Here is a 24,075-nt window from a genome sequence, read left to right as displayed (position 1 = left end):
TGAGGATGCGATGACGAGATCAGGCCGGCCGCCGGAAGGCTCCTGGACCGAGCACTACCCCGAATTGGGCACGGGCCCCGTCTCTTTCAGGGATTCCACGTCCCGCGAGTTCTACGAACTCGAGCGGGAGGCGATCTTCAAGCGCGCGTGGCTCAACGTCGCCCGGGTGGAGGAATTGCCCCGCGTCGGCAGCTACCTGACCAAAGAGATCGAAGTCGTCGGGGCGTCGGTGATCGTGGTCAAGGGCAAAGACGAGCGAATCCGCGCCTTCTACAACGTGTGCCGGCATCGCGGAAACAAGTTGGTGTGGAACGACTATCCCGGCGAGGAGACCCGCGGCACCTGCCGGCAGTTCACCTGCAAGTACCACGGCTGGCGCTACGACCTGCAGGGCGCGCTGAAGTTCGTGCAGCAGGAATCGGAGTTCTTCGACCTCGATCCCGCGAAGTATGGGCTGCGTCCGGTGCACTGCGACGTGTGGAACGGCTTCGTCTTCATCAACTTCGACACCGAGCCGCGCCAGAGCCTGCGCGAGTTCCTCGGCCCGATGATCACCGGGCTGGACGACTATCCGTTCGGGAAGCTGACCGAACGCTACGACTGGGTGGCCCACAACAACAGCAACTGGAAGATCTTCGCCGACGCCTTCCAGGAGTACTACCACGTGCCGTCGCTGCACTCGCAGCAGGTGCCGGCGGAGGTGCGCGACCCCAACGCCGGATTCACCTGCGGGCACTTCCAACTCGACGGCCCGCACCGGCTGGTCTCCACCGCCGGGCGGCGCCGCTGGCTGTTGCCGCCGGAATACATGTACCCGATCGAGCGCGCCACCCGCAGCGGGCTGGTGGGGCCGTGGCAGACCCCGGACATCGGCGAGCTGCCGGCCGGGCTCAACCCTGGTGGGATCGAGCCCTGGGGGATCAGCAATTTCCAGATCTTCCCGAACATCGAGATTTTGATCTACGGCGGATGGTATCTGCTGTACCGGTACTGGCCCACCTCGCACAACACGCACCGGTTCGAGGCGTACACCTACTTCCACCCGGCGAGCACCGTGCGCGAGCGCATCGAGCACGAGGTCGCCGCGGTGGTGCTCAAAGAGTTTGCGCTACAAGACGCCGGAATGCTCGGCGGGACCCAGGCGGCGCTGGAATACGGCATCGTCGACGACTTTCCCCTCAACGACCAAGAGATCTTGGTACGCCACCTGCACAAGGTCGTCGTCGATTGGGTCGAAGCCTATCGCCGCGAACAGGATCCGGTGGGGGTGTGACCATGCATCCCATGTTGCCCAGCGCATTCGCCGAGCTGGAGGACTACGCCCAAACCTGGTGCCTGGCAACCGAAACCGAGCGCTGGAACGCCCGGGTCGGCGCGTCGATGCCGCAGCTACTCGACTTCTACAACGCGTTTTTTCCGCGCCTCGAAGAGGCCATCGACTACTGCGACAAGTTTCCGCTCGACAACCTGCCCGACGATGCGCTCAACCTGTTGCACATGATCTATTCGCTGGTCATGGTCGCCATGGCGGTGGAGATCATGCATCAACCGGCCCCGGTCGACGCCGCCGACGCGGTCATGACCCGGACCGGCTGGCCGGTGCCCTGATTCATCCCTCTCCGGAAAGGAGCGACCATGGGTCTGCTCACCATCACCAAACTCACCGAGTCCGTCGGCGCCGAGGTCGCGGGCCTGGGGCCCACCGAGCTGGCCGACGACTCGGTCGGCGCGGCGGTGTTGGATGCGTTGGAAGACAACGGCGTTCTGGTCTTCCGCGGCCTGCACCTCGATCCTGTGGCCCAGGTCGGCTTCTGCCGCCTCCTCGGCGAGGTCGATCACTCCTCGGACGGCCATCACCCGGTGGCCGGGATCTACCCGATCACGCTGGACAAGTCCAAGAACGCCTCGGCCGCCTACCTGAAGGCCACCTTCGACTGGCACATCGATGGCTGCACGCCGCTGGGCGACGAATGCCCCCAGAAGGCCACGGTGCTCTCGGCGGTGCGGGTGGCCGAATGGGGCGGGGAAACCGAGTTCGCCAACAGCTACGCCGCCTACGACGACCTGACCGATGAGGAGAAGCAGCGGTTCGGCACGTTGCGCGTGGTGCACTCGCTGGAAGCGTCCCAGCGCCGCGTGTATCCCGATCCCTCCCCGGAACAGGTGCAGCGCTGGCGATCTCGGCGCACGCATGAGCATCCCCTGGTGTGGACGCACCGCAGCGGCCGCAAATCACTCGTGCTGGGCGCCTCCGCGGACTACGTCGTCGGCATGGAGCTCGACGAGGGCCGCGCCCTTTTGGACGAGCTCCTGGCGCGCGCGACGACGCCCGAGAAGGTCTACAGCCACAGCTGGTCGGTCGGGGACACCGTCATCTGGGACAACCGCGGGGTGCTGCACCGTGCGGCCCCGTACGACCCGGACTCCCAACGCGAAATGCTGCGCACCACCGTGCTCGGCGACGAGCCGATCGAATGACCACGGACGGTCGTCACCCGCTGCGCCTGACGCCGCTGCCCGCCGGGGAATGGGACGAGCGCGCCCGGGAATCGCTGGCATCCCTGATCCCCACCGAGCGGGCGAATCCCGTTGGCGCGGGCAATGTTTTGTCCACCCTGGTCCGCCATCCCGACCTGACCGCGGCCTACCTGCCGTTCAACGCGTACCTGCTGACCCGATCGACGCTGTCGCCGCGGGTGCGAGAAGTCGCGCTGCTTCGCGTGGTGCACCGGAGCAAGTGCGGCTATCTGTGGTCGCACCACCTCCCCATCGCCGCGCGAGCGGGGCTGTCCGAATCCGAGATCGACGACATTGGGACCGGCCGCTGCGCCGATGAGACCGACCGGGCCGTGATCGCCGCCGTCGACGATCTCACGGCCGACAGCACGGTCGCCGAGACGACCTGGGATGACCTGTGCCGCTTGTTCACCGAGCAGCAATGCATGGATCTGATCTTCACCATCGGTGGCTACCTGCTGCTGGCCTTGGCCGTCAACACTTTCGGCGTCCAAGACGAGGCGCACCACTGAGATCAGATTTTCAGGTAACCCTTGTCGGCGGGGATCTGCGCGGCGGTGACGAGCGAGGACGCGTCGCTGGCGAGCCACAGCACGATGTCGGAGACCAGGTCCGGGTCGGCGAGTGAATCGGTGGGCAGCGCGCCGGGGGAGAAGCTGTGAATGTAGGTCTGGTGGTCGGCGAAGAGCTGCCACATCGAGGGGTCGTTGCCCATCGGGGTGTCGGTGCCATACGGGTGCACCGAGTTCACCCGGATGCCGTGCTCGCCGAGCTCGACCGCCAGGGAGTTGGTCATGCCGACCACACCGAACTTGCTGGCGCAGTAGTGACCACACCCCGGTACGGCCTTCACGCCCGCGGCCGAGCTGATGGTGATGATCGAGCCCCCATTGCCGGCCTGAATCATCGCGGGCACAGTGGCTTTGATGGTGTTCCACACACCGGTCAGGTTGACGTCGAGGACGTCCTGCCATTGCTGCGCCGAGATCTCCCAGAGTCGGCCCCAGTTCAGCACGCCGGCGTTGGCGACGACGATGTCGAGGCGGCCGAATTGGGTGATCGCCTCGTCGACCACCCGCTGTTGCCCCGCGGCGTCCCGGACATCGACTTGGTCGGCCAGCATCTTGCGGCCTTCGCTTTCCACCAGGCGCGTCGTCTCGGCAAGGTCCTCGGGTGTCGAGGCCGGATAGCCATTGTGCGCCGCGACCGGGGCGCACGCGTCGATGGCGACGATGTCGGCGCCGGCCCGCGCCAACCGGACGCAATGGGAGCGGCCCTGCCCACGCGCGGCGCCGGTGACGAAGGCGACTCGACCGGCCAGGGGAGTGTCGTTGGCGCTCATGCGATTTGGGCCTTCCGTGTCGGGGTGGCGGTGGGATTGCGGGATCAGCGCTGGGGCAGCGGGCGGGAACGCACCAGCGTCGGCCACCAGAACCACGGCCCGAGGATGCGCAGGATGCACGGCACGACGAACGAACGCACGATCAGGGTGTCGAGCAGCAGGCCGATGCACACGGTGGAACCCACCTGACCGATGGTCCGCAGATCGCTGGTGAGCATGGCCAGCATGGTGAACGCGAACACCAGGCCCGCGGATGTGACCACGCCCCCGGTGCTGCCGAGCGCGCGGATGAGACCGGTGTGGATGCCGCCGTGCAACTCCTCTTTGACCCTGTTGATCAGCAGCAGGTTGTAGTCCGACCCGACGGCCACCAGGATGATGAACGTCAGCGGCAGGACCAGCCAGTGCAAATGCAGGCCCACGAGGTGCTGCCAGAAAAGTATGGACAGGCCGAACGCGCCGGCGTAGGAGAAGGCCACCGTTCCGGGAATCACCAACGCCGCCACCAGACTTCGCGTGATGAACATCATGATCAAGAAAATCAGCACAAACGCCGCGATCGCCGCGATCAGCAGGTCCGACATCGCGTATTGCTTGATGTCCTTGTCGTTGGACCCCGAACCGCCGATGTAGACCCGGGCGCCGGCGAGAGAGGTCTCCTTGAGGATCGTCTTGATCGCGTCGGGGAACTGTTCGACGTGCTCCACCCCTTCGGGTCCCATCGCGTCGCCCTCGTGGGTGACGATGAAGCGGGCCGCCTTGCCGTCGGGCGACATCATCAACTTCATGCCCGTCTTGACGTCCTCGTTGTCGAAACCCTCGTGCGGGATGTAGAAGTAGTCGTCGCTGCGGGACCTGTCGAAGTCGTTGCCCACGTTGATCAGGTCGTCGAACGTCTGGTCGGTCTGGATGGACTGTAGATCCGCCGACCCGTAACTGTTGACCAACTTCAACTGCAGCGCCTCGGTGTCGTCGGCGGTGGCTTTCAGTTGGGCGATGATCTGCGGGAACGCCTTGTCCACCTCCGTGAGCGAGATCCTGGCGTGGTTGATGTCCTCGGCCAGGTGGTCGATGTGGTCGATGGTGTCCCACAAGGATCGGAACGCCCAGCAGATGGGGATGTCGAAACAGTGCTTCTCCCAATAGAAGTAGCTCTTGATCGGGCGGAAGAAGTCGTCGAGATTCGAGACTTCCTCGTTCATCTCTTCGCTGACCCGTTGCAGGTCCTCCACGGTGAGCACCGTCTGGTGCAATTCGTCGGACACCTTTTGGAAAAAGCCGATCTCCTTTCGCAACACCGCGACGGAGTGCGCCTGGATCTCGGCCTGCGCGTCGGTGTTGGAGTTCTGCTCCCTGTTGAACGGGAGTTGTTGGCCGTTGCCGCTGCCCTGCGTGGTGAACAGGTACGGGATGCTGGCGTGCTCGAGCGCCCGGCCCAGGGGCCTGGTCATGCCCTGCACCATCGCCACGCCGTGCAACCGGATCAGGGCCTTGGCGACCCGGTCCAGCGAGATGAAGTCGGCCGAATTGCGCATGTCGTGGTCGGTTTCGACCATCAGCATCTCGGAGAACAGCTTGCTCTTGGGAAAGTGCCGATCCGCCGCCTGGAAACCCAGGTTGGCGGGCGCGCCGGCCGGCTGGTACTGCCGGTCGTCGTAGTTCTGCCGGTAGGTGGGGACGAAGATCGCCCCGATCATGACGACCGCGGAGCTGGCCGCCAGGATGGGCACCGGCCAGCGCACCACGCTCGCCCCGATGCGCCGGTACAACAGTCCCTTGGTGCTGGTTCTCGGGTCGAACATCCCGAACAGGCTGCCGACGGTCAACACCGCCGGGCCCAGCGTCATCGCCGCGGCGATGGTGAACAGCATCGTGATCGCGACGGCCGGCCCCATGGTGTGGAAGTAGTTCAGGCGCGCAAACGTCAAGCAGTAGCACGCGCCGGCGATCGTCAGGCCGGACCCGATGATGATGGGTGCGACGCCCTTGTAGGCGATGTAGAAACTGTCCTCCCGGCTTTCGCCGGCCTGCCGCGCCTCGTGGTATCGGCCCATCAGGAATATGCCGTAATCCGTCCCCGCGCCCAGGGTCAGCGCGATGACGATGTTCACCGCGAACGACGACAGTTCGATGTACCCGTAATGCCCCAGGGTCGAGACGACGCCCTTGGCGACGAGCATCTCGATGAGGACGCCGAGCAAGGGCACCAACAGGGTTGAGGGCGTGCGGTACACGAGCAGCAGCATCACGACGATGAGGATGATCGTGACGATGGTGACGTTGTTCAGGCTGGCGTTGGCGATGGCGAGGGTGTCGGAGGCCAGCGGGGCCGCGCCGCTGACATAGACCTTGAGCCCGGGTGGCGGGGTGTCCTTCCTGATGATGTCGCGGACGGCGTCCACCGACTGGTTCGCCTGAATCTGGCCGATATCGCCGGCGAGACGCAGCAGCACGTAGGTGCACTTGCCGTCGACGCTTTGCGCCCCCGCCGCCGTGAAAGGCTTGCCCCACAAATCCATCACGTATTGCACGTGTTTGGTGTCGTTTTGGAGGCGGCGCATCAGGTCGTCGTAGTACCGGTGATCCTGGTCTCCCAGTTGCCGGTTCGCCTCGAAGACCACCATGGTCAGGTTGGTCGAGTTCGATTCCTGAAACTTTTCGCCGATGTGCAACAGCGCCCGCTGGGAGGGGGCGTAGTGCGGGACCATGGGCCCGGCGAGTTCCTCTGCGACCCGTTCCACTTGGGGCATAAAGGTATTCGTCGTGACCGCGAGCAGGCCCCAGAAGAAGATGATCGGTATCGCGAAAGCGCGGACCATCCTGGGGATGAACGGGCGCTTGACCCCGGGCTCATCGGAGCGATGCTCGCTCATGCCGATTTCACCCTGCACTGGACGTCGGCGTCCTGATGGTCATCCGACTGTTCGTCGCGGACTACGCCATTGACCAGCATCCGGCAGCCGACCTGGCCGCCATGAACGTGCACCGAAATGCTGCCGGACGCCACCGTGAGTGTGGTGGTCTCCGTGTGGGTCCACGGCAGGGTCGTGAAATCAACCTGATGCGGGTGGCCCTCGATGTCGATGTAGACGAGCTTGCCGCCCTGCCCGGGGGAGCCGAACACCTCATAGGTGATCCGTTTGGGGTTGAACTGCTCGGGGGCCTGCGGACCGTTGACGGTGACGACCGGCTCCGGCTCGGAGAACTGGTGCACCTTGTACATGCACAGCAGGCCCACACCGACCGCGACGACGGCGACCAACGGCATCCAGATTCGCGCCAGGACAGTCCGCCCGACTGAACGAGGGCCCACTCGATCACCTCTGAAGAATCCGTTTTGCACATCGTGTTCTGCCGCGGCCCCGGCCTCGGAGCCCATACGGATAGTAGACGGTCATGTACTCAACGGACAGAGTCAAGGCAGTTTCTGCAGCCGGCGCTTCAGACTCGCGCTGCGGCGCAGCTGAATGGCCAGGTTCGTCGAGGTCAGCATGGGGATCACGCCGAGGAACGTGCGCTCGGAAGGCGTCGCTCCATGCAGGTGGTACAGGCTGCCGAAGACGAAAAAACAGCTCAACATGAACAGGGCGCCGGGGATGCACAGGGCCATCACCGACCGACGATCGGCGACGACCTGCCTGGCGTAGTCCACCTCGTCCTGCGACATCGGTTCGCGTTTGCGCACCTTGTGCAAAACCGCTTTAGCGCTGCCGATTTCCTCGCTGATCGGCAGGGTCGGCCGGCGCTCCAGGCGATTGACGTAGAAGCCGGCGACGGCCGCCAATAGCACTGCCAGCGCGAGGCTGATCGCGGTCAGAAGGCCATACAGACTCGCACTCATTCTCAGTCCCTGCTCTCCGCCGACGCACGAGGCGAAAACTTTCCGGAGAACGCTACCCCAATCGTCGCGGCGCGACGTCAGGGCTTTCCGGAGTCCCGGTCCTTGAGCACATCGCGGATGACCATCCCCAGCAGGAACAGCAGGGCGAGCGGAACGAGCAGCTTGAACACCGTCGACGCGTGGCTGTACAGCAAGCCGTAGGCGATCGTTCCGATCAGCACCATGGCGAGCAGGATGCCGCGATTGATCTTGTTCGTACTCATCGGGAAGACCTCACTTGTCGATTGGCTTGCGGTGCTTGCGATTTCGGCGCACGACGATCCAGAGCAGCGCGCCCATCGCCAGGGCGATGCCGGAAATGACCAGCGTCACCTTCAGCCAGGCCCAGTCGTCGTGCTTCTCGTGGGCGACCGCAGAGGTGGCCACCGGCGCGTTGGCGGGGACGTCGAGGGCGGCCAGCCTGCTGACGAACGCACTGGTGGTCGCGTACGGGTCGGGTCCGTGCTCGGTGGCCGACTGATTCATCAATTCATCGACGCGGTCCGCAATGACTTTGGGCACCTTGTAGGCACGGACGTGGTAGCCGTGCGAGTCGATGACGACGATGACGCCGCTGAACTTCGGCTCCCGCGCCGACATCGCGCCGTGGATGGCATCCGCCGTGGTCACACCGCTGTTGCCGGGCGCCACCGCTGCCACCCAGACCGGTGGCTGGGGGCTCCACGTCCACGGACCGGCGAGGATCTGCCGATTCAGTTCGCCGACATTGCGCAGCGGCGGCCTGGCCCCGGGGTCGGTCACCACATGCGTCTCGGCGTTGAAGTGGGCCACCAGCTCGTCGGTGTAGGCGTCGGCCGAGGCGCGCGGAGCGAGCAGCAATGCCAGCGCCATGGTCAACGCAACGAGGGCGAGGCCACGGAATCGAAAGGTCACTTTTCTCCTGCCACGAGTCGTTGCGTCGATCCTGGCTGCTGCCCTCAGTGGGCGCCACTCAAATTGAGCGTGACGACACCCGCGATGATCAGGCCGACGCCGACGACCTTGGTCAACGATATCGACGAGCCCAGGAACAGCACGGCGATCAACACGATGAGGGCCGTGCCGATGGCCGACCACAACGCGTAGGCGACGTCGGTCTGCATGCCGCGCGAAATCGAGACCGCCAGCAACGCGAACGAGATGGCGTAACCGATCAGGCAAACCACGGTCGGCCAGAGTCGAGAGAAACCTTCGGTGCTCTTGAGCAGGCTGGTCGCCACCACTTCCGCGAAGATCGCGCCGAGCAGGTACAGGTAGGTCAACATGCCCGACAACGCTAGCCGCGGGTACGGCGAACCTGACACACTGATCACCCTGGCGCGGCGTCCGTTCGGAAAGGAGTTGCGTGCGATGGCGTTTCCCGCTCACGTGTTGAGCCTCGACGTCAGCGGCGCGATCGGCGAGCGGGCATCGCTGGCGGCGACCTATTACCCGGCGCGCGCGGGCAACGCCGCGGCCGCCGTCCTCGTCTGCCTGCCGGGCGGCACCTACAGCCGCGAGTACTGGGACCTCGAGATTCCCGGCCACGACGGGTACAGCTTCGCCGAATTCGCCACCGGCGACGGCTACGCGGTCGTGACGATCGATCCGTTGGGCACCGGCGAAAGCTCGCAACCGGCCCGCGACTTCGACTTCGCCGACATCGCCGCCACGCTGGCCTGCGCCGTGGCGGCTCTGCCGGACACCATCGGCGTCCACGCGCCGCCGGTGGCCGTGGCGCATTCGCTGGGCGGCTACCTTGCCCTCACCCAGCAAGCGCTGTTCCCCAGTTACTCCGGCATGGCGCTCCTCGGGTGCACCAATCGGCACGTCGCGCCGCTGAACCTCGATGCGGCGCTCATCGCTCGCGCCGGATCCCCGCAGGGGCGCGCCGAGCTCGCCCAGGAAATCCTTTCGGCCTTGCCGCAGCCGTATTTCGAGGGCCCGCGCGAGCATCTGCAGAGCTGGTTTCACCTCGCCGACGTTCCCGCGGCCGTCGTCGCCGCCGACTCCGTAACCGCCAAGTCGGTGGTGCCGCGGGTGTTCGGCACGGCGATGATCCCCGGCATCGTGGCCGACCATGCGGCGCGCATCGACGTCCCGGTGCTGGTCGGTTTCGGCGCCGTCGACGTCTCACCGGATCCCCGCGCCGAGGCGGCGCTGTACCGGAGTTGCCCCGACATCACCACGGTGGTGTTGGCCGACAGCGCGCACTGCCACAACATGGCGTCGAGCCGGCACCGGCTGTGGCGGCGACTGCTGGACTGGACCGCGACCGTAACGTGTGGATCGTGACGAAGGGTCTCGACCGCCGCCTGGCCCGCCACGCCCCGGCCGTGTTGTCCGCGTTTCGCCTCGTCTACGGCCTGCTCTTCGCCGCGTACGGGTCGAGGAGCCTGTTCGATTGGCCCGTCCGCTCGCCCGTTGTCGTCGCGTTCGGATCCTGGCCCGGCTGGTATGCCGGCCTGATCGAGATCGTCGCCGGCCTGCTCGTCGCCGCCGGGTTGTTCACGCGCACCGCCGCATTCATCGCGTCGGGCGAGATGGCGGTCGCCTACTTCTGGATGCATCAGCCCATGGCCCTCTGGCCCGTCGCCGACCCGCCCGGGGGCAACGGCGGCGCGCTGTCCATCCTCTTCTGCTTCGCGTTCTTCCTGCTGGTCTTCATCGGCGGCGGCCCCTACTCGCTCGGCGCGGCGCGCGGCAGGAGGCTTCCCCTCAACCGGCGATAATGGCATTCTCTGATGCGGAGAAGCCATTTCCGATGACGGCGGTTCCGGAGGAGGACGACCAATGAGCGTGCAGCAGTGCGACGGGATGGTGGCTCTCGTGACCGGGAGCAGCCGGGGCCTGGGCAAGGCGATTGCCGCGCGCCTGGCCGAGAGCGGAGCCACCGTGGCGCTGACCGCCCGCACGATGGATCCCGATCCCAAGTACCAGGGCTCGCTGAGCCAGACGCGCGACGAGATCGTCGCCGCCGGCGGGAAAGCCATTGCGGTCCAAGCGGATCTGTCCCAAGCCGAAGACCGCGAACGGCTCTTCGCCGAGGTGACCGGCGCCGTCGGCGCACCGGACATCCTGGTGAACAACGCCGCCGTCACCTTCCTGCGGCCCCTGGACGGGTTCCCCGAGCGGCGCGCTCGGCTGATGATCGAGATGCACGTCCTCGGCCCGCTGCACCTGTGCCAGCTGGCGATCCCCGCGATGCGCGAGCGCGGGCGCGGCTGGATCCTGAACCTCACCTCGGTGGGCGGCGACCTGCCACCCGGCCCGCCCTTCTCCGAGTTCGACCGGACCGCGGGCTTCGGCATCTACGGGACCGCCAAGGCCGCGCTCAATCGGTTGACGAAAAGCCTTGCGGCAGAACTGTACGACGACGGCATCGCCGTGAACGCCGCCGCACCGTCCAACCCCGTCGCCACGCCCGGCGCCGGCACCCTCGACCTGGCCAAGACCGACACCGAAGACATCGCCCTGATCACCGAAACCGCGTTCCGGTTGTGCACGGGCGATCCCAAGTCGTTGACCGGGCGCATCGCCCACACCCAGCCGTTCCTCGCCGAGGTCGGCTGGACCGCACCGGCGGGCTGATGGCCGAGCTCGACCTGGGCGAACTGCGCGCGCGCCTCGCCGATGCGGGGGTCACGGACGTCGCTCCACTATCCGGGGGCGCCTCCAGCCTGACCTTCGGGGGTGACCTGGGTGGCCGGCGTGTGGTGATCAAGGTCGCTCCACCGGGCGTCGAACCGGTCGCTCATCGCGACGTGCTGCGCCAGGCACGTATCCTCAAAGCCCTTGCCGCGACCAGTGTTCCGGTTCCCGATGTGCTGCGGGAGGACTTGGGACGTCCCCCGGACACACCGCCGCTGTATGTCATGTCCCGGGTCGACGGCGACTGTGTCGAACCGCTCTTCGACGGATGCGCGCCCGTTGCGGACGTGACCGACCGGTACCGGAACGCGTGCCGGGCCATGGCCGCGCTGCACCGGCTTTCGCCGACGGAGCTCGGGCTGGGCGATGAACCCGTCGTCGACCCGGTCGCCGAAGTCCACCGCTGGTCCGACACGCTGAACACCGTCGATCCGGCGCTGGCGCCCGGCTGGCCGAACGTCCGCGACACCCTATTGGCCTGCGCGCCAAGCGCGATGGCGCCGGGCGTGGTGCACGGTGACTTTCGGCTGGGCAACCTGCTCGCCTCCGGGGCGCGGATCAACGCGGTGATCGATTGGGAGATCTGGTCGATCGGCGATCCGCGCATCGATGTGGGCTGGTTCCTGATCAACTGCGACCCGGACACCTACCGCAGGGTTCCGGCGCCGGACGCGATGGCACCGCCGACCGCCGAACTCGCCGAGCTCTATCGGTGCGAGTTGGGTTGCGAGGCAACCGATTTGGGCTGGTTCACCGCGTTGGCGTGCTACAAATCGGTGGCGACGTGGTCGCTGATCGTCAAGCACAACCGCCGAAGGCGATCGCCGCGGGCCGAATTGGAAGCGATGGCAGCCAGTCTGCCGCGGTTACTGGGGCGCGCCCTGTCGATGCTGGACTGACGGTACTCAGCCGCAGTGGGCCCCGAGATTTTGACAAACCATTCCGACACCGCCGCCGGTGGTCGACAGTTCGTTTTCATCATCGTCGATCGGATTCGTCATCGTGGTCGGGAACTGTATCGGCCATTCGTCGATCGCCGGGATGTCGGGCTGCTGGCCGGCGTCCGGATTCGCAAGGGCCGTCCCGGTGCCACCGGTCAGCGCCGCGAGGACCGTCGAACCCGCGACCAGTAGGCAAGCGCACCTGCGAGAAATCATCGCCACCCTCTCCGTGATCCGCCGGATACTGGAGATTGTCGAAACGCTACTGCCGATTCTACATTGCATAACAGTCACGAACGAACAACAAATGTGGATTGCCGGCCAGCAAATTTCGCGCACCAAATGCGACCCTGCGTACGGTTTCGCCCGTGAGGCCGGTAGCCATCGTCGTCCGTCGTGCCATGGCTATCGCCGTGTGCCTCGCGATGTCGGTGATCGCGGCGCCCTCGGCCGACTCCGAACCCCAGCTCGGTCCCGCCCCGCCCGATGCGGCGCCACCGGCCGGCGCGGCGGTGCCCTCGAATCCCCCCGCGATCCTGAACACCCCCGACGGCTGGACGCTGGGATTGGGCGCCAAGGACGAGATGCAGGTTCCGGTAGCGCCGCTGACCACCGCGATCTCGTCGCGCGAATACATGTCCAGCGGCATCTTCGTCGGCTCGCTCCGCGGACCCGAAGAGGCCCACGGCGTCCTGGAAGTCGGCTACCAGATCGGCTGTGGGATCGACATGAGCACCTCCAACGGTGTGATCATGGAGGGCGGCGCCGGGATCATCCCCGGCGTCAGCCCGACGTTCGACGCCACCGGCACGCTGCCGCCCCTGCTGCCGTTCGTGTCGGCACCCATCAACGGCGTGATGAGCGTGGGACTCAAGCCGGGCCTGGTGATCGTGGTGCCGGTGATCAAGAAGCAGTTCAAGGGCGCGAATCCCTGGGTGATGATCAGCAACTTTCACGTCAAGATCGACGGCTGCGTGGGCCAGTCGTTCATCCGCTCCTATGCGGTGCTGACCCGCCAGACCGACCTATCCGACGTGGTGCTGTCCTACGTGGGCGTCACGAAAGCGGTTTAGCCGCGGGGGATGCCCGCCAGCTTGTCGGCGAACTTTTCCTCCGCCGCCGCGCGCAGCCGCAGCAAATGCTCGGAGGGGAACAGGTCGGGTGCGGGCTCGCGGTCTTTCAGCAACAGCCGCGCCAGCGTCACCTTGTGCACCTCGGTCGGGCCGTCGGCCAGCCCGAGCACGAACGACTCCACCAGGTACTGCACGAAGGGCATCTCGTGGGTGGTGCCCAGCGACCCGTGCAGCTGAAGCGCCCGCGAGGAGACGTCGTGCAGCACCTTCTGCATCATCGCCTTGACCGCCGAGATGTCGGCCCGCACGGCGTGGTAGTCGTTGAATTGGTCGATCTTCCAAGCGGTTTGCAGGGTCAGCAGCCGGAAGGCCTCGATCTCCATCCATGAGTCGGCGACCATCTGCTGCACGAGTTGTTTGTTGGCCAGGACCTCGCCCTGGGTGTAGCGCGATGCCGCCCGCTCGCAGATCATGTCGAAGATCCGGCGGACCAGCCCCACCGTGCGCATCGCGTGGTGAATGCGCCCACCGCCCAGCCGGGTCTGCGCGACGACGAACGCCCCGCCGCGCGGCCCAAGCATGTGATCGGCCGGCACGCGGACGTTTTCGTAGCGGACATAGCCCTCGCGCCCGCCGCCTGTGGGCTGGTAGCCCAGTCCCACGTCGCGCAGCACGTTGATGCCGGGGGTGTCGCCGGGAACGACGAACATCGAGTAGCGCTGGTACGGCGGCGCGTCGGGGTCGGTCATCGCCATCACGATGAGGAAGGACGCCATGGAGGCGAACGACGAGAACCACTTCTCCCCGTTGATGACCCAGTGATCGCCGTCTTGCACCGCGGTGGTGCGAAACACCTTCGGGTCGGCGCCGCCCTGCGGCTCGGTCATCGAGAAGCAGGAGATGATGCGGTTGTCCAGCAGCGGCTCGAGGTAGCGCGCCTTGAGCTCGGGTGTGCCGTAGTGCGCCAGGATCTCGCTGTTGCCGGAGTCGGGCGCCTGTGATCCGAAGACGATCGGAGCGCACTCCGAGCGACCGAGAATCTCGTTGAGCAGCGCCAGCTTCACCTGCCCGTAGCCCGGGCCGCCCAGGTGCGGGCCGAGGTGCGTGGCCCACAGCCCGCGCTCCTTGACGATCTCCTGCAGCGGCGGGATCAGCGCCTGGCGCACGGGGTCGCCCAGGTCGTGAGACTCCTTGACGATCAGGTCGATCGGCTCACATTCCTCGCGGACGAAGCCTTCGACCCATTCCAGTTGCTCGGCCCATTCCGGGTCGGTGGAAAAGTCCCACGACATTCAGCGTCTCCTCTTGCTCTGTGCCACCACGCCGGAGTCGACGAGTTCGGCGATGGTTTGCGCGTCCAATCCCGCCTCGCGCAGCAGCGCTTGCGTGTGGTCGCCCGGCAGCGCGGGGGCCGACGGCGTAGCCGGTCGCGTGCGGGAGAAGCGCGGCGCCGGCGCGGGCTGGGTGATGCCGTCGAGTTCGACGAAGGTCCGCCGCGCGACGTGGTGCGGATGCCGCGGCGCCTCGGTCAGCGAAAGCACCGGTGTGGCACAGCATCCCGGCGTGTCGAGGATGCGTTCCCATTCATCGCGGGGCTTCTCGGCGAAACGGGCGGCCAGGGCGGCGCGGTGCGCGGCCCACGCGGCCGGGGCGTCGTCGTCCTGGGGCACGGTGACGCCGAGGCGATCGCACAGTTCGGCGTAGAACTTCGACTCCATGGCGCCGACGGCGACGTGACCACCGTCGGCCGTGGCGTAGACGCCGTAGAAGTGCGCGCCGCCGTCGAGCAGATTGGCTTCGCGTTCGTCGCGCCAGGTGCCGGCCGGCAGCATCCCGAAGTAGGGCGCCAACAGCGTCGCCACGCCGTCGACCATCGCGACGTCGAGCACCTGACCCACCCCGGACTCGCGCGCCTCGAGGATCGCGCTGAGCAGGCCGACCGCCAAAAGCATTCCGCCGCCGCCGTAGTCGCCGATCAGATTCAGCGGCGGCACCGGGGATTCGGCGGTGCCGATGGCGTGCAACGCGCCCGTGAGGGCCAGGTAGTTGATGTCGTGACCGGCGTGACCGGCCAGCGGCCCGTCCTGCCCGTACCCGGTCATGCGGGCGTAGACCAGGCGCGGGTTGCGCTCGGTCAGCGCGTCCGGCCCGATGCCCAGCCGTTCGGCCACCCCCGGGCGGTACACGTCGACGAAGGCGTCGGCGCCGGCGGCCAGCCGGTGCACCAGGTCCCGCCCACGGGGGTCTTTCACGTCGGCGGCCAGCGAGCGCTGGCCGCGCCGGACCGTGTAGTCGATCGGCAATGGCGCGTCGACCCCCGCGACGGCGTCGATGCGCACGATGTCGGCGCCCAAGTCGCCCAACAACATTCCGCAAAACGGCGCGGGCCCCAGCCCGCCCATCATGACGATGCGGACGCCGCGCAGGGGTCCGGTCATGAAGACCACTTCTTGCAGCGTTCGGCCGCCTCGTCCGTCGCGTGCGTGATCACCTGGTTGCGGTTCTCCAGTTCCAGCGCCGACTCGAAGCTCGCGGCGTCGGTGTTGACCTGCAGGGCGCGCTTGGTCAGTTGCGCTCCGAGCGGGGCATGGCCCGCGATCAACGTGGCCAACTCCACCGCTCGGCCGGCCAACCCATCCGCCGCGACGACTTCGCTGACCAGCCCGCGCCGATCGGCTTCGGTCGCCGACACCGTGCGGCCGGTGAGCATCCAATCGGCGGCCACGCTGGTGCCGACGATGCGCGGCAGGTGATAGCTCATGCCCATCTCGGCGCCGGAGAGCCCCAGCAGGATGGCGGCGTTGCCGAAAGTGGCGGCGGCCGAGCAGATTCGGATGTCCGCGGCCAGGCACAGCGCGAGGCCCGCGCCGACACAGGGGCCGTTGACGGCGGCGATGACGGGCTGCGGCAGGGCGCGCACCGCTTCGGCGAGGGCGGCCATCCTCTCCTGGAAGCGCATCCGCTCCAGCGCCGGCGCGCTGGCTTCGAGCATCGACGGCCCGAAGTCGCGCACGTCGATGCCCGCGCAAAACCCGCGTCCGGCGCCGGTCAGCACCACGGCGCGCACCGTGGCGTCGACGGCCAAATCGCCGAGCAGGCCGCGCAATTCGGTTTGCATCGTCTCGTTGATGGCGTTGAGGCGCTGCGGGCGATTCAGACGCAGGACGGCGACACCGTCACCGGGCCGGTCGAGCTCCAGCGTGGTCGGCACCCTCACACCCGCTCGATGATCGTCGCCGTGCCCATCCCGCCGCCCGTGCACATGGTCACCAGTCCCGTTGTCAGGTCACGACGTTCGAGTTCGTCGAGAACGGTGCCGATCAGCATGGCGCCGGTGGCGCCGATCGGGTGCCCGAGGGCGATCGCGCCGCCGTTGACGTTGACCACGTCGGGATCGATGTCCAGATCGCGCATCGTCTTGAGCGGGACCGCGGCGAAGGCCTCGTTGATCTCCCACAGATCGATGTCGGCCACCGTCATGCCGGCGCGTTCCAGGCACCGCTGCGCCGCGGGGCCGGGCGCGGTGAGCATGATGATCGGTTCGCTGCCGATGGCCGCGGTCGCCCGGATCTGCGCCCGCGGGGTCACGCGGTGGGTGTGCATCCAGTTGGAGGAGGCGAGCAGCACGGCGGCGGCGCCGTCGACCACGCCGGACGAGTTGCCCGCGTGGTGCACGTGATCGATGCGGTCGACGCCGGGATAGCGCTCGAGGCAAATCTCGTCGAACGTGCGTTGCTCGCCGTCGGCGCGCGCGGCCCCCATCGCCTCGAAGGCCGGTGTGAGGCGTGACAGCGTCTCAGTGGTGGTGCCCGGGCGCGGATGCTCGTCGTGTTCCAAGCGGCCGGCGGGTGCGGCCACGTCGACCAGGGAACGATCGAAGCGCCGCTCCTCGATGGCCACGGCGGCGCGGCTCTGGCTCTGCGCGGCGTAGGCGTCGACGACCTCGCGGCCGAATCCCTCCAGTGTCGCGATCAGATCTGCCGAAATGCCTTGTGGCACAGTCGGGTACACTGCGCGAAGATCGGGATTGTTGCCGTCGATCGTCGGGACCCCGGCCGTTACCCCCCACCGCGACATCGACTCGACACCGCCGGCGATCGCCAAATCCTCACTGCCGGCGGCGATGCCCGCCGCCGCAACGGTGACGGCCTGCTGGCCCGAGCCGCAGAACCGGCTCAACGTCATCCCCGGCACGGTCTCCGGCCACCCCGCCAACAGAACGGACATTCGGGCGATGTCGTCGCCGTGGTCCCCGCTGAGGATGCCGTTGCCGGCGATCACGTCATCGACGTCGACCGGATCGAAGTCGGTCCGCTCGGCCAGCGCGGTGAGGCAGCGCGCGAGCAAGGCCTGCGGGTGCACCGCGTGCAGTCCGCCGTCGGGGCGGCCTCGCCCGCGCGGCGTGCGTACCGCGTCGAGAATCCAGGCGTCGATGGCGGACTCCGATCGTCGTGGTGGGCTCAGGTCACCAGCGATCGTAAATCGTCTCTCGGCCGCGGAGAACCACCTTCTCCGAATTGGCGATGCGATTCTCGCGGGACGCGGGGCTGTGCGGGCGGTGCGTGCGGGGGCCAGCGCCGCCTGTGGCGCCGGCGGGCCGCTGCGGGGGCCCCAGTCACATCTGCCACACCGGCCCGGCGGGGGGCGCAAGCTGTTTGCCCGCCTCCTAGCGACAACGTCGTGCGGGGGCCCGGCGGGGTGCCGTCGTGCGGGGGCCCGGCGCGGTGCCGTCGTGCGGGGGGCCCGGCGCGGTGCCGTTGTCGCTGGGAGGTGGGCATTCGCTACTGCCCTTCCGGGACGCGACCAATGAGGCCGATGTTGCGTGCCGCGCGGTTGGGCGCAAACACGCTGCGCCGCAGCCCCGTTCACGCCACCCCCATCGGCCGCGCATAACCGGGCGCTGAGCGGGTAGCCGGGCGCCATGACCAAGATCGGATACTTTCTCACCTGCGAGCAATTCGGCCCCAAGGAGCTCATCGACCAGGCCAAGCGCGCCGAGGACGCCGGCTTCGACGCGCTGTGGATCTCCGACCACTACCACCCCTGGAACGACGAGCAGGGCCAAAGCCCGTTCGTGTGGGGAGTGATCGGTGCCCTCTCGGAGGCGACGTCGCTGCCCGTCAGCACCGCGGTGACCTGCCCGACCATCCGGATCCATCCGGCGGTCATCGCGCAGGCGTCGGCGACAGCGGCGGTGCAACTCGACGGGCGCTTCGTGCTGGGGGTGGGCAGCGGCGAGGCGCTCAACGAGCACATTCTCGGCGACCCATGGCCGTCCGCCGGTGTGCGCCTCGAAATGCTGGAGGAGGCGGTCGAGGTCATCCGCAAGCTGCACCAGGGTGGCGAGGTGAGCCACCACGGAAAGCATTACGAGGTGCAGGAAGCGCGGGTCTACACGCGGCCGGAGCAGCCGGTGCCGATCTACGTGTCCGCGTTCGGACCCCAGGCCGTGGAGGTGGCCGCCCGCATCGGCGACGGGTACAGCATCGCCATGCCCGACGGCGATCTGGTCAAGCAATTCCGCGAGGCCGGCGGCGGCGACAAACCGGTACAGGCGGGAACCAAGGTCTGCTGGGATCGAGACGCCGACGCCGCGCTCAAGACGGCGCATCGGTTGTGGGCCAATGAGGGGTTGCCCGGCCAGACCTCCCAGATCCTGCCGCGGCCCAAGGATTTCGCCGCACTCATGTCGCTGGTGCCACCGGAGACCGTCGCCGAGAGCGTCGCCTGCGGCTCGGACCCCGAGAAGCACGTCGCGCAGGTGCGCCAGTACATCGACGCCGACATCGACGAGATCTACGTGCAGCAGATCGGTCCCGACATGGACGGTTTCTTCGCGGCGTGGCGCCAAGCCGTGTTGCCCGAGTTGCGCGGCGAAACCCGCTGAACCTCAGCCGAACGGCGGGCCGTCGAACCGATCCCGGGTGACGAACTCCGCGACCGGCCGGCGGCGCAGTTTGCTCAGCTGCCGCACCGGTTTGCCGAGCGGCACCACCGCGGCGACCGCATGCCGATCGGGGATGCCCAGCAGCCCGCGGACGTCCCCTTCGGCGGCGATGGCCATCGTCGTGATGGTGCCGCCGTAGCCCTCGCTGCGCGCGGCGAGCAGGATGTTCCAAATCAGCGGATAGACCGACGCCCCGCCGGCGATGCCGACGCGGTCCAGATGCTGATCGAGGGCGGCGACGACGGTCAGATCCACCGAAACCACCAGAACCACAGGCGCTTTCGCGATCGGCGCGACGAACGTGTCGGGGATCTCCGTCTCCTCGATGGCCTTCTGCGGGACCGCGCTGGGATGGATCGAATTCCAGGGGTTTTCACCCGCCTGCAGCTGCGCGAAGTACCGGCGCGCGGCGGGCATCCCGAGTTCGGCCAGCCTGCGCCGCACCGCCGCGTCGCGCACCACGGTGACGTGGGCGCCCTGCCGGTTGCCGCCGCTGGGCGCGAAGCGAGCGTTGTCGAAGATGCGCCCCAGCACCTCGTCGGGCAGCGGATCATCGGTGAATTCCCTTGCGGCGAACGCCGTTCGCATCACGTCGTAGAGCTGCGTGCCGGGGTGGCTCATCAACTCGCCGACCCGCACCGCTCCAGGCGGAAGGTGCGCTCGAACCCGGCCGGGTGCGTCGTCAGGGTCACTTCCACCGCCCCGCTGGGCGCGATGACGTAACGCTCCTCGACATCGGGGCCGTCCCGCCCCTCCGCCCAGCGGCCGACCGGCTGACGCCCGAGGTCGTCCCGGTCGCGCAGGGCAGGGTCGAACGGAAACAGCACCGGGTCGTACGGCGTGACGTCGCCGTCCGGCCGCCCGTTGACCAGGCGGCTGCACTCCACGAACCGGAAGTGCCCGATGTTGTGCGCCGCCCGATATCTGCGCTTCACCACCAGCGGGGATCGGCCGTCGTCGGGAAGCGAGACGTCCTTGCACACGATCGGGTCGAACACGACCCCGGCGCCGGCCTCCGCCTCCCGGAAGACGCCGAAGTTTCTCGAAAAGCGTTCGGACAGCGCGAAACCCGATTCCTTGTCGAGGAAGACGGCAAGGCCGATGGCCGTGGCGGCGAAGGGGTGCGGCGAGCGCTTGACCCGCTTGTCGCCGAAGGTGCTGCGCAGCATCCGGGACACCAGCGGGAAACCGCCCGCGCCCCCGACGACGTAGATGCCCGCCACCTCCGAGAGGTCCACGTCCTTGCGGCCGCGCGCCGGGTCGCGCAGGACCCGGTCGAGCAGCTCCATCGTGCGGTCGACCAGCGGCGCACACACCGCGTAGACGTCGTCGATGGGGCAGGAGAACGGGGGACGATCGACGGGGGAGAGGTCGACCAGGAAGCGTCGCGTCTGCGGCCCGACCGCCTCCTTGCGGGTGGCGCATTCCTCGGCGAGCAGGTCGCGCGTGGCGGCGTCGACGACGGGCCGGCCGGCGCCGGCCAGCACCAGCTCGACGATGGCCTCGTCGAAGTCGTCACCGCCCAGCCGCTGGATGCCCTCGCTGACGACGACCTCGTTCGCGTGCCCGGTCATCTTCAGCAGTGAGGCGTCGAACGTGCCGCCGCCCAGGTCGTAGATGAGGACGTGTTCGCGTTTGGTGGTGATGGTGGAGCGGTACCGGTGGGCGTATTCCAGGCTGGCCGCCGACGGCTCGTTGAGCAGGGCGACGACGCGGAATCCCGCGGCCACGTAGGCGTCCAGCGTGAGGAGGCGCTGGGCGCTCGAGGCGTTGGCCGGCACGCTGATCGCGGCTTCGATCGGTTCGCCGGAGGCCAGGTCGGCGTTGGAGTGACGCTGCAGGTCGGTTTTGAGCTGCGCCAGGAACCCGGTGAGCAGATCGGCCAGGCGGTAGTCACGCCCGGCCAGGTTGACCTGGGTCTGCGGGCCGGCGTCGTTGAGCAGACGCTTGAACGAGCGCAGCACCGACCACCCCGGATCGTGCCGGACGGCCGCGGCGTCGGCGCCGAAGCGCAACTCGCCGGCGGCATTGGCGGCGATGATCGACGGCCACGCGTCGACGCCGTCGAAGGAGACGACGGGATAGTTGCCTCGATCGACGGCCGCGGCGACGGTGTGGGTGGTGCCAAAGTCGATGCCGACTCTCATCGCGCAAGTTTAGGACCGCGCCTCGGGCTTGGGCACAACCTTTTCGTTCGGCGCGTCCGGTCGCCTGTAAGAAAGGCCTCGCCTAGTACAGCGCGCGCACGGCGTCGATGGTGTCGGCCTCGGCGGGGCCCTTGTCGTCGCGATACCGCACCACGCGGGCGAACCGCAGCGCCAGCCCGCCGGGGTAGCGCGACGATTTCTGCACGCCGTCCAGGGCCACCTCGACCACCTGCTCGGGTCTTACGTGCACGACGTAGCCGTCCGTCCCGCCGATCGCCAGGTCGGTGAACCGGGCGGTCTGCCAGTCCAGCATGGCGTCGGTCATGCCCTTGAAAGTCTTTCCCACCATGACGAATTCGCCGCTGTCCGGGTCGCGGGCGCCCAGATGGATGTTGGAAAGCTTGCCGCGGCGGCGCCCCGACCCCCATTCCACGGCCAGCACCACCAGGTCCAGGGTGTGCACCGGCTTGACCTTCAGCCAGCCCGCCCCGCGGCGGCCGGCCTGATACTGCGCGTCCGGCGCCTTGGCCATCACACCCTCGTGGCCGACGGCCAGCGTCGCGTCCAGGAAGGCGCCGGCCTCCACGGGGTCGGAGGTGAGCAGCCGATCGACCCGCTGCGCGGGCGGCACCAACGCGTCCAGGGCGGCCAGCCGGTCGGTGGTCGGCGCGTCGAGCAGGTCGACGCCGTCGCGGTGCAGGATGTCGAAGAAGAACACCGAAAGTGGTTGCGCGGCAACGGCCGCGGCGACATCGACCGAGCGGCCGAACCGGGAGGCGGTGACCTGGAAGCGCTGCGGCCGGTTGTCGGGCCGCAGCGCGATCGCCTCGCCGTCGGCGATCAGGTCGTTCACCGGCAGCGCCAGCGTCGCCTCCACCACCTCGGGCACCCGGGCGGTGACATCGTCGAGGCTTCGGGTGTAGACGGTGACCTGGTCGCCGGAGCGGTGGATCTGCACTCGCGCCCCGTCCAGCTTGGCCTCGAAAATCGCCCGCCCGCCGTGGCGTTCGATCGCGTCGGCCACACTGGGCGCCGTCTGCGCCAGCATCGGGCCGACCGGGCGGCCGACGCGCAGGGTGAAGGCCTGCAGGGCGGCGGGTTCGCCGGACAGGGCCGCCGCCGCGACCGCGGGCAGGTCCCCGCCCAGCATCGCGGCCCGCTGCACAGCGGCCGCCGGGATCCCGGCGGCCTTGGCCACGGCGTCGGCCATGATTCCGGCCAGCGCGCCCTGGCGCAGTTCGCCGCCGAGCAGTCGCAGCAGGAACGTCTGCTCGGCTTCGGTGGCGGCGGCGAACAGGGTGGTAAGGAGCGCGGCGCGGCGCGCCTGTGCGCCTTTGCCGGACACGGCGCCGATCTCGGAGAAGGTGGCGTCGACGGCGCCCACGGTCAGCGTGGCGTGGGAGGCCGGCGGCGGGCGCGAGCGCAACGCCGCCCAGCCGACCCCGATCTGGCGCTGGCGCAACTCGCCGGACAGCCAGGACACGACGATCATGACGAGGGCGGGATCGGGTGCGGCCCGCGCCAGTAGGTCGGCGATGTGGGCGACTTTTCTCAGCCGCGACGACGTGCTTCCGACGTCGGTGGACGCCTTTGCCACGTCGAGGAGGAGCACGGTTGCCAGCTTGGCATGGCTCGGTGACAAGCGTCCGGAGCGGACACGCTAGCGTGCCTACGTAACGTTACAGATTGCTTCGATTCTGACAAGCAACAAATGGGAGGTCCGGATGGAGATCAAAGGAAAGAAGGTCGTCGTCATCGGCGGCGCCTCGGGGATGGGTCGCGCCAGCGCCGAGCTGCTGCACGATCGCGGCGCGGACGTCGCGGTGCTCGACCGCGAAGGCTCCGACGGTAAGACGGTGGCCGAAGGCATCGGCGGTACCTTCTATCCCGTCGACGTCACCGACTTCACCGGCACCGAGGAGACACTGCAGGCCGCGGTCGACAAGCTCGGCGGGCTGCACGTCGTGATCACCACCGCCGGTGGCGGGATCGCCAAGCGGACCCTGACCAAGTCCGGGCCGCACGACCTCGAATCCTTCCAGTCGGTGATCGACCTCAATCTCATCGCCACCTTCAACATCAGCCGGCTCGCCGCCGCGCACATGGCGAAGAACGAGCCCGAAGACCCCGACACCGGCGAGCGCGGCGTCATCATCAACACCGCGTCGATCGCGGCCTTCGAGGGCCAGATCGGGCAGGTCGCCTACACCGCCGCCAAGGCGGGCATCGCCGGTATGTGCCTGACCATGGCGCGTGACCTGGGCTCGGTGGGCATCAGGGTGCTGGGGATCGCCCCGAGCCTCTTCGCGACGGGCCTCACCCAGGGCATTCCCGACGAATTCGCGGCGGCGCTGACCAAAGACGCGGCCTTCCCCAAGCGGCTGGGCCGTCCCGAGGAGTACGCCAAGCTGGTGGCCGCCATCGTGGACAACCCGATGCTCAACGGCCAATGCCTGCGCCTGGACGCCGGGCAGCGGTTCGCGCCCAAGTAGGCGCCGCCCGTTGGGGCCCTCCCCGCATTAAGTACACTCTTTAGCCAGCCGCCCCGCTTCCCCTCGAAGCGGGGCAGGCACCCAGCAATCACACCCGGCTGGCATG

General features: G+C 67.9%; 26 protein-coding genes. 11 read left to right on the top strand and 15 right to left on the bottom strand.

Annotated features, from left to right (window positions below):
• The first annotated feature begins 10 nt into the window (after window positions 1-10).
• The 4 genes from OCQ_RS19055 to OCQ_RS19040 are packed head-to-tail and all read left to right on the top strand — an operon-like array spanning window position 11 to window position 3,029.
• Entirely contained in the window at window positions 11-1,273 is a 1,263-nt protein-coding gene (locus OCQ_RS19055; protein WP_009954698.1) for an aromatic ring-hydroxylating oxygenase subunit alpha, read from the top strand.
• Window positions 1,270-1,608, top strand: coding sequence for a hypothetical protein (locus OCQ_RS19050; protein ID WP_009954699.1), 339 nt, complete (start codon window positions 1,270-1,272; stop codon window positions 1,606-1,608). The genes OCQ_RS19055 and OCQ_RS19050 overlap by 4 nt, the downstream gene beginning before the upstream one ends.
• A gap of 27 nt (window positions 1,609-1,635) precedes the next feature.
• The gene (locus OCQ_RS19045; RefSeq protein WP_009954700.1) at window positions 1,636-2,478 is read left to right on the top strand and encodes a TauD/TfdA dioxygenase family protein; all 843 of its coding nucleotides are present in this window, start codon (window positions 1,636-1,638) and stop codon (window positions 2,476-2,478) included.
• Window positions 2,475-3,029, top strand: a complete 555-nt coding sequence (locus tag OCQ_RS19040; protein WP_014385530.1) for a carboxymuconolactone decarboxylase family protein — start codon at window positions 2,475-2,477, stop codon at window positions 3,027-3,029. Before OCQ_RS19045 ends, OCQ_RS19040 begins: the two co-directional genes overlap by 4 nt.
• A 2-nt stretch (window positions 3,030-3,031) precedes the next feature.
• Here OCQ_RS19040 and OCQ_RS19035 read toward each other — a convergent pair whose 3' ends face one another.
• From OCQ_RS19035 to OCQ_RS19005, 7 genes are all read right to left on the bottom strand, one after another.
• On the bottom strand, window positions 3,032-3,859 hold the full coding sequence (locus OCQ_RS19035) for a mycofactocin-coupled SDR family oxidoreductase (protein WP_014385529.1): 828 nt from the start codon (window positions 3,857-3,859) through the stop codon (window positions 3,032-3,034).
• 44 nt (window positions 3,860-3,903) lie between these two features.
• Complete coding sequence (locus OCQ_RS19030) at window positions 3,904-6,732, bottom strand: MMPL/RND family transporter (RefSeq protein WP_014385528.1); 2,829 nt, start codon at window positions 6,730-6,732, stop codon at window positions 3,904-3,906.
• A complete protein-coding gene (locus OCQ_RS19025; RefSeq protein ID WP_014385527.1) occupies window positions 6,729-7,127 on the bottom strand; it encodes an MmpS family transport accessory protein in 399 nt (132 codons plus the stop codon). The genes OCQ_RS19030 and OCQ_RS19025 overlap by 4 nt, the downstream gene beginning before the upstream one ends.
• Before the next feature lie 147 nt (window positions 7,128-7,274).
• Window positions 7,275-7,700, bottom strand: a complete 426-nt coding sequence (locus tag OCQ_RS19020; protein ID WP_009954706.1) for a hypothetical protein — start codon at window positions 7,698-7,700, stop codon at window positions 7,275-7,277.
• Between the two features lie 77 nt (window positions 7,701-7,777).
• Window positions 7,778-7,963: a hypothetical protein gene (locus OCQ_RS19015; RefSeq protein ID WP_009954707.1), complete on the bottom strand. Its 186-nt coding sequence runs from the start codon at window positions 7,961-7,963 to the stop codon at window positions 7,778-7,780.
• Between the two features lie 10 nt (window positions 7,964-7,973).
• Window positions 7,974-8,633, bottom strand: a complete 660-nt coding sequence (locus OCQ_RS19010; RefSeq protein ID WP_014385526.1) for a hypothetical protein — start codon at window positions 8,631-8,633, stop codon at window positions 7,974-7,976.
• A 44-nt stretch (window positions 8,634-8,677) separates the two neighbouring features.
• Window positions 8,678-9,001, bottom strand: coding sequence for a DMT family transporter (locus tag OCQ_RS19005; protein ID WP_008259239.1), 324 nt, complete (start codon window positions 8,999-9,001; stop codon window positions 8,678-8,680).
• A 1-nt stretch (window position 9,002) separates the two neighbouring features.
• Between OCQ_RS19005 and OCQ_RS19000 the strand changes: the two genes are divergently transcribed.
• From OCQ_RS19000 to OCQ_RS18985, 4 genes are all read left to right on the top strand, one after another.
• Complete coding sequence (locus OCQ_RS19000; RefSeq protein ID WP_009954709.1) at window positions 9,003-10,013, top strand: alpha/beta fold hydrolase; 1,011 nt, start codon at window positions 9,003-9,005, stop codon at window positions 10,011-10,013.
• Window positions 10,010-10,450 (top strand): DoxX family protein, encoded by a 441-nt coding sequence (locus tag OCQ_RS18995; protein ID WP_014385525.1) that lies wholly within the window; start codon window positions 10,010-10,012, stop codon window positions 10,448-10,450. The genes OCQ_RS19000 and OCQ_RS18995 overlap by 4 nt, the downstream gene beginning before the upstream one ends.
• 61 nt (window positions 10,451-10,511) lie before the next feature.
• A complete protein-coding gene (locus OCQ_RS18990) occupies window positions 10,512-11,309 on the top strand; it encodes an SDR family NAD(P)-dependent oxidoreductase (protein WP_014385524.1) in 798 nt (265 codons plus the stop codon).
• Complete coding sequence (locus tag OCQ_RS18985; RefSeq protein ID WP_014385523.1) at window positions 11,309-12,268, top strand: phosphotransferase family protein; 960 nt, start codon at window positions 11,309-11,311, stop codon at window positions 12,266-12,268. Before OCQ_RS18990 ends, OCQ_RS18985 begins: the two co-directional genes overlap by 1 nt.
• A gap of 6 nt (window positions 12,269-12,274) precedes the next feature.
• On the opposite strand, the gene OCQ_RS18980 is transcribed toward OCQ_RS18985, so the two are convergent.
• Entirely contained in the window at window positions 12,275-12,604 is a 330-nt protein-coding gene (locus OCQ_RS18980) for a hypothetical protein (protein WP_225331023.1), read from the bottom strand.
• 107 nt (window positions 12,605-12,711) lie between these two features.
• On the opposite strand from OCQ_RS18980, the gene OCQ_RS18975 reads away from it, so the two are divergent.
• On the top strand, window positions 12,712-13,383 hold the full coding sequence (locus OCQ_RS18975) for an MspA family porin (RefSeq protein ID WP_008259228.1): 672 nt from the start codon (window positions 12,712-12,714) through the stop codon (window positions 13,381-13,383).
• On the opposite strand, the gene OCQ_RS18970 is transcribed toward OCQ_RS18975, so the two are convergent.
• From OCQ_RS18970 to OCQ_RS18955, 4 genes are read right to left on the bottom strand one after another with little or no spacing between them, the layout of a single operon-like run.
• The gene (locus tag OCQ_RS18970; RefSeq protein WP_014383041.1) at window positions 13,380-14,675 is read right to left on the bottom strand and encodes an acyl-CoA dehydrogenase family protein; all 1,296 of its coding nucleotides are present in this window, start codon (window positions 14,673-14,675) and stop codon (window positions 13,380-13,382) included. The genes OCQ_RS18975 and OCQ_RS18970 overlap by 4 nt on opposite strands.
• Window positions 14,676-15,821: a CaiB/BaiF CoA transferase family protein gene (locus OCQ_RS18965; RefSeq protein ID WP_014383040.1), complete on the bottom strand. Its 1,146-nt coding sequence runs from the start codon at window positions 15,819-15,821 to the stop codon at window positions 14,676-14,678.
• Window positions 15,818-16,600 carry an enoyl-CoA hydratase/isomerase family protein gene (locus OCQ_RS18960; RefSeq protein WP_008259218.1) on the bottom strand — a complete coding sequence of 261 codons (783 nt, stop codon included), beginning with the start codon at window positions 16,598-16,600 and terminating at the stop codon, window positions 15,818-15,820. The genes OCQ_RS18965 and OCQ_RS18960 overlap by 4 nt, the downstream gene beginning before the upstream one ends.
• A complete protein-coding gene (locus OCQ_RS18955; RefSeq protein ID WP_225336798.1) occupies window positions 16,597-17,805 on the bottom strand; it encodes an acetyl-CoA C-acetyltransferase in 1,209 nt (402 codons plus the stop codon). Before OCQ_RS18955 ends, OCQ_RS18960 begins: the two co-directional genes overlap by 4 nt.
• 499 nt (window positions 17,806-18,304) lie before the next feature.
• Here OCQ_RS18955 and OCQ_RS18950 point away from each other — a divergent pair, with 499 nt between their 5' ends.
• Complete coding sequence (locus OCQ_RS18950) at window positions 18,305-19,270, top strand: LLM class F420-dependent oxidoreductase (protein ID WP_009954719.1); 966 nt, start codon at window positions 18,305-18,307, stop codon at window positions 19,268-19,270.
• A 3-nt stretch (window positions 19,271-19,273) separates the two neighbouring features.
• Here the strand turns inward: OCQ_RS18950 and OCQ_RS18945 are convergent, their stop codons facing one another.
• The 3 genes from OCQ_RS18945 to OCQ_RS18935 all read right to left on the bottom strand — a co-directional run bounded on the left by OCQ_RS18945 (window position 19,274) and on the right by OCQ_RS18935 (window position 23,089).
• Window positions 19,274-19,951 carry a nitroreductase family protein gene (locus tag OCQ_RS18945; protein ID WP_029384716.1) on the bottom strand — a complete coding sequence of 226 codons (678 nt, stop codon included), beginning with the start codon at window positions 19,949-19,951 and terminating at the stop codon, window positions 19,274-19,276.
• Complete coding sequence (locus OCQ_RS18940) at window positions 19,951-21,477, bottom strand: Hsp70 family protein (protein ID WP_014385521.1); 1,527 nt, start codon at window positions 21,475-21,477, stop codon at window positions 19,951-19,953. The genes OCQ_RS18945 and OCQ_RS18940 overlap by 1 nt, the downstream gene beginning before the upstream one ends.
• An 82-nt stretch (window positions 21,478-21,559) precedes the next feature.
• Complete coding sequence (locus OCQ_RS18935; protein ID WP_008259207.1) at window positions 21,560-23,089, bottom strand: ATP-dependent DNA ligase; 1,530 nt, start codon at window positions 23,087-23,089, stop codon at window positions 21,560-21,562.
• Between the two features lie 112 nt (window positions 23,090-23,201).
• Here OCQ_RS18935 and OCQ_RS18930 point away from each other — a divergent pair, with 112 nt between their 5' ends.
• Window positions 23,202-23,969: an SDR family NAD(P)-dependent oxidoreductase gene (locus OCQ_RS18930; protein ID WP_008259206.1), complete on the top strand. Its 768-nt coding sequence runs from the start codon at window positions 23,202-23,204 to the stop codon at window positions 23,967-23,969.
• Window positions 23,970-24,075: the final 106 nt, after the last annotated feature.

The organism is Mycobacterium paraintracellulare, assembly GCF_000276825.1.
Classification (GTDB): Bacteria; Actinomycetota; Actinomycetes; order Mycobacteriales; family Mycobacteriaceae; genus Mycobacterium; species Mycobacterium intracellulare.
The sequence above is the reverse complement of the archived record's forward strand: the minus strand, read 5'-3'. Positions and strand labels throughout refer to the sequence as shown.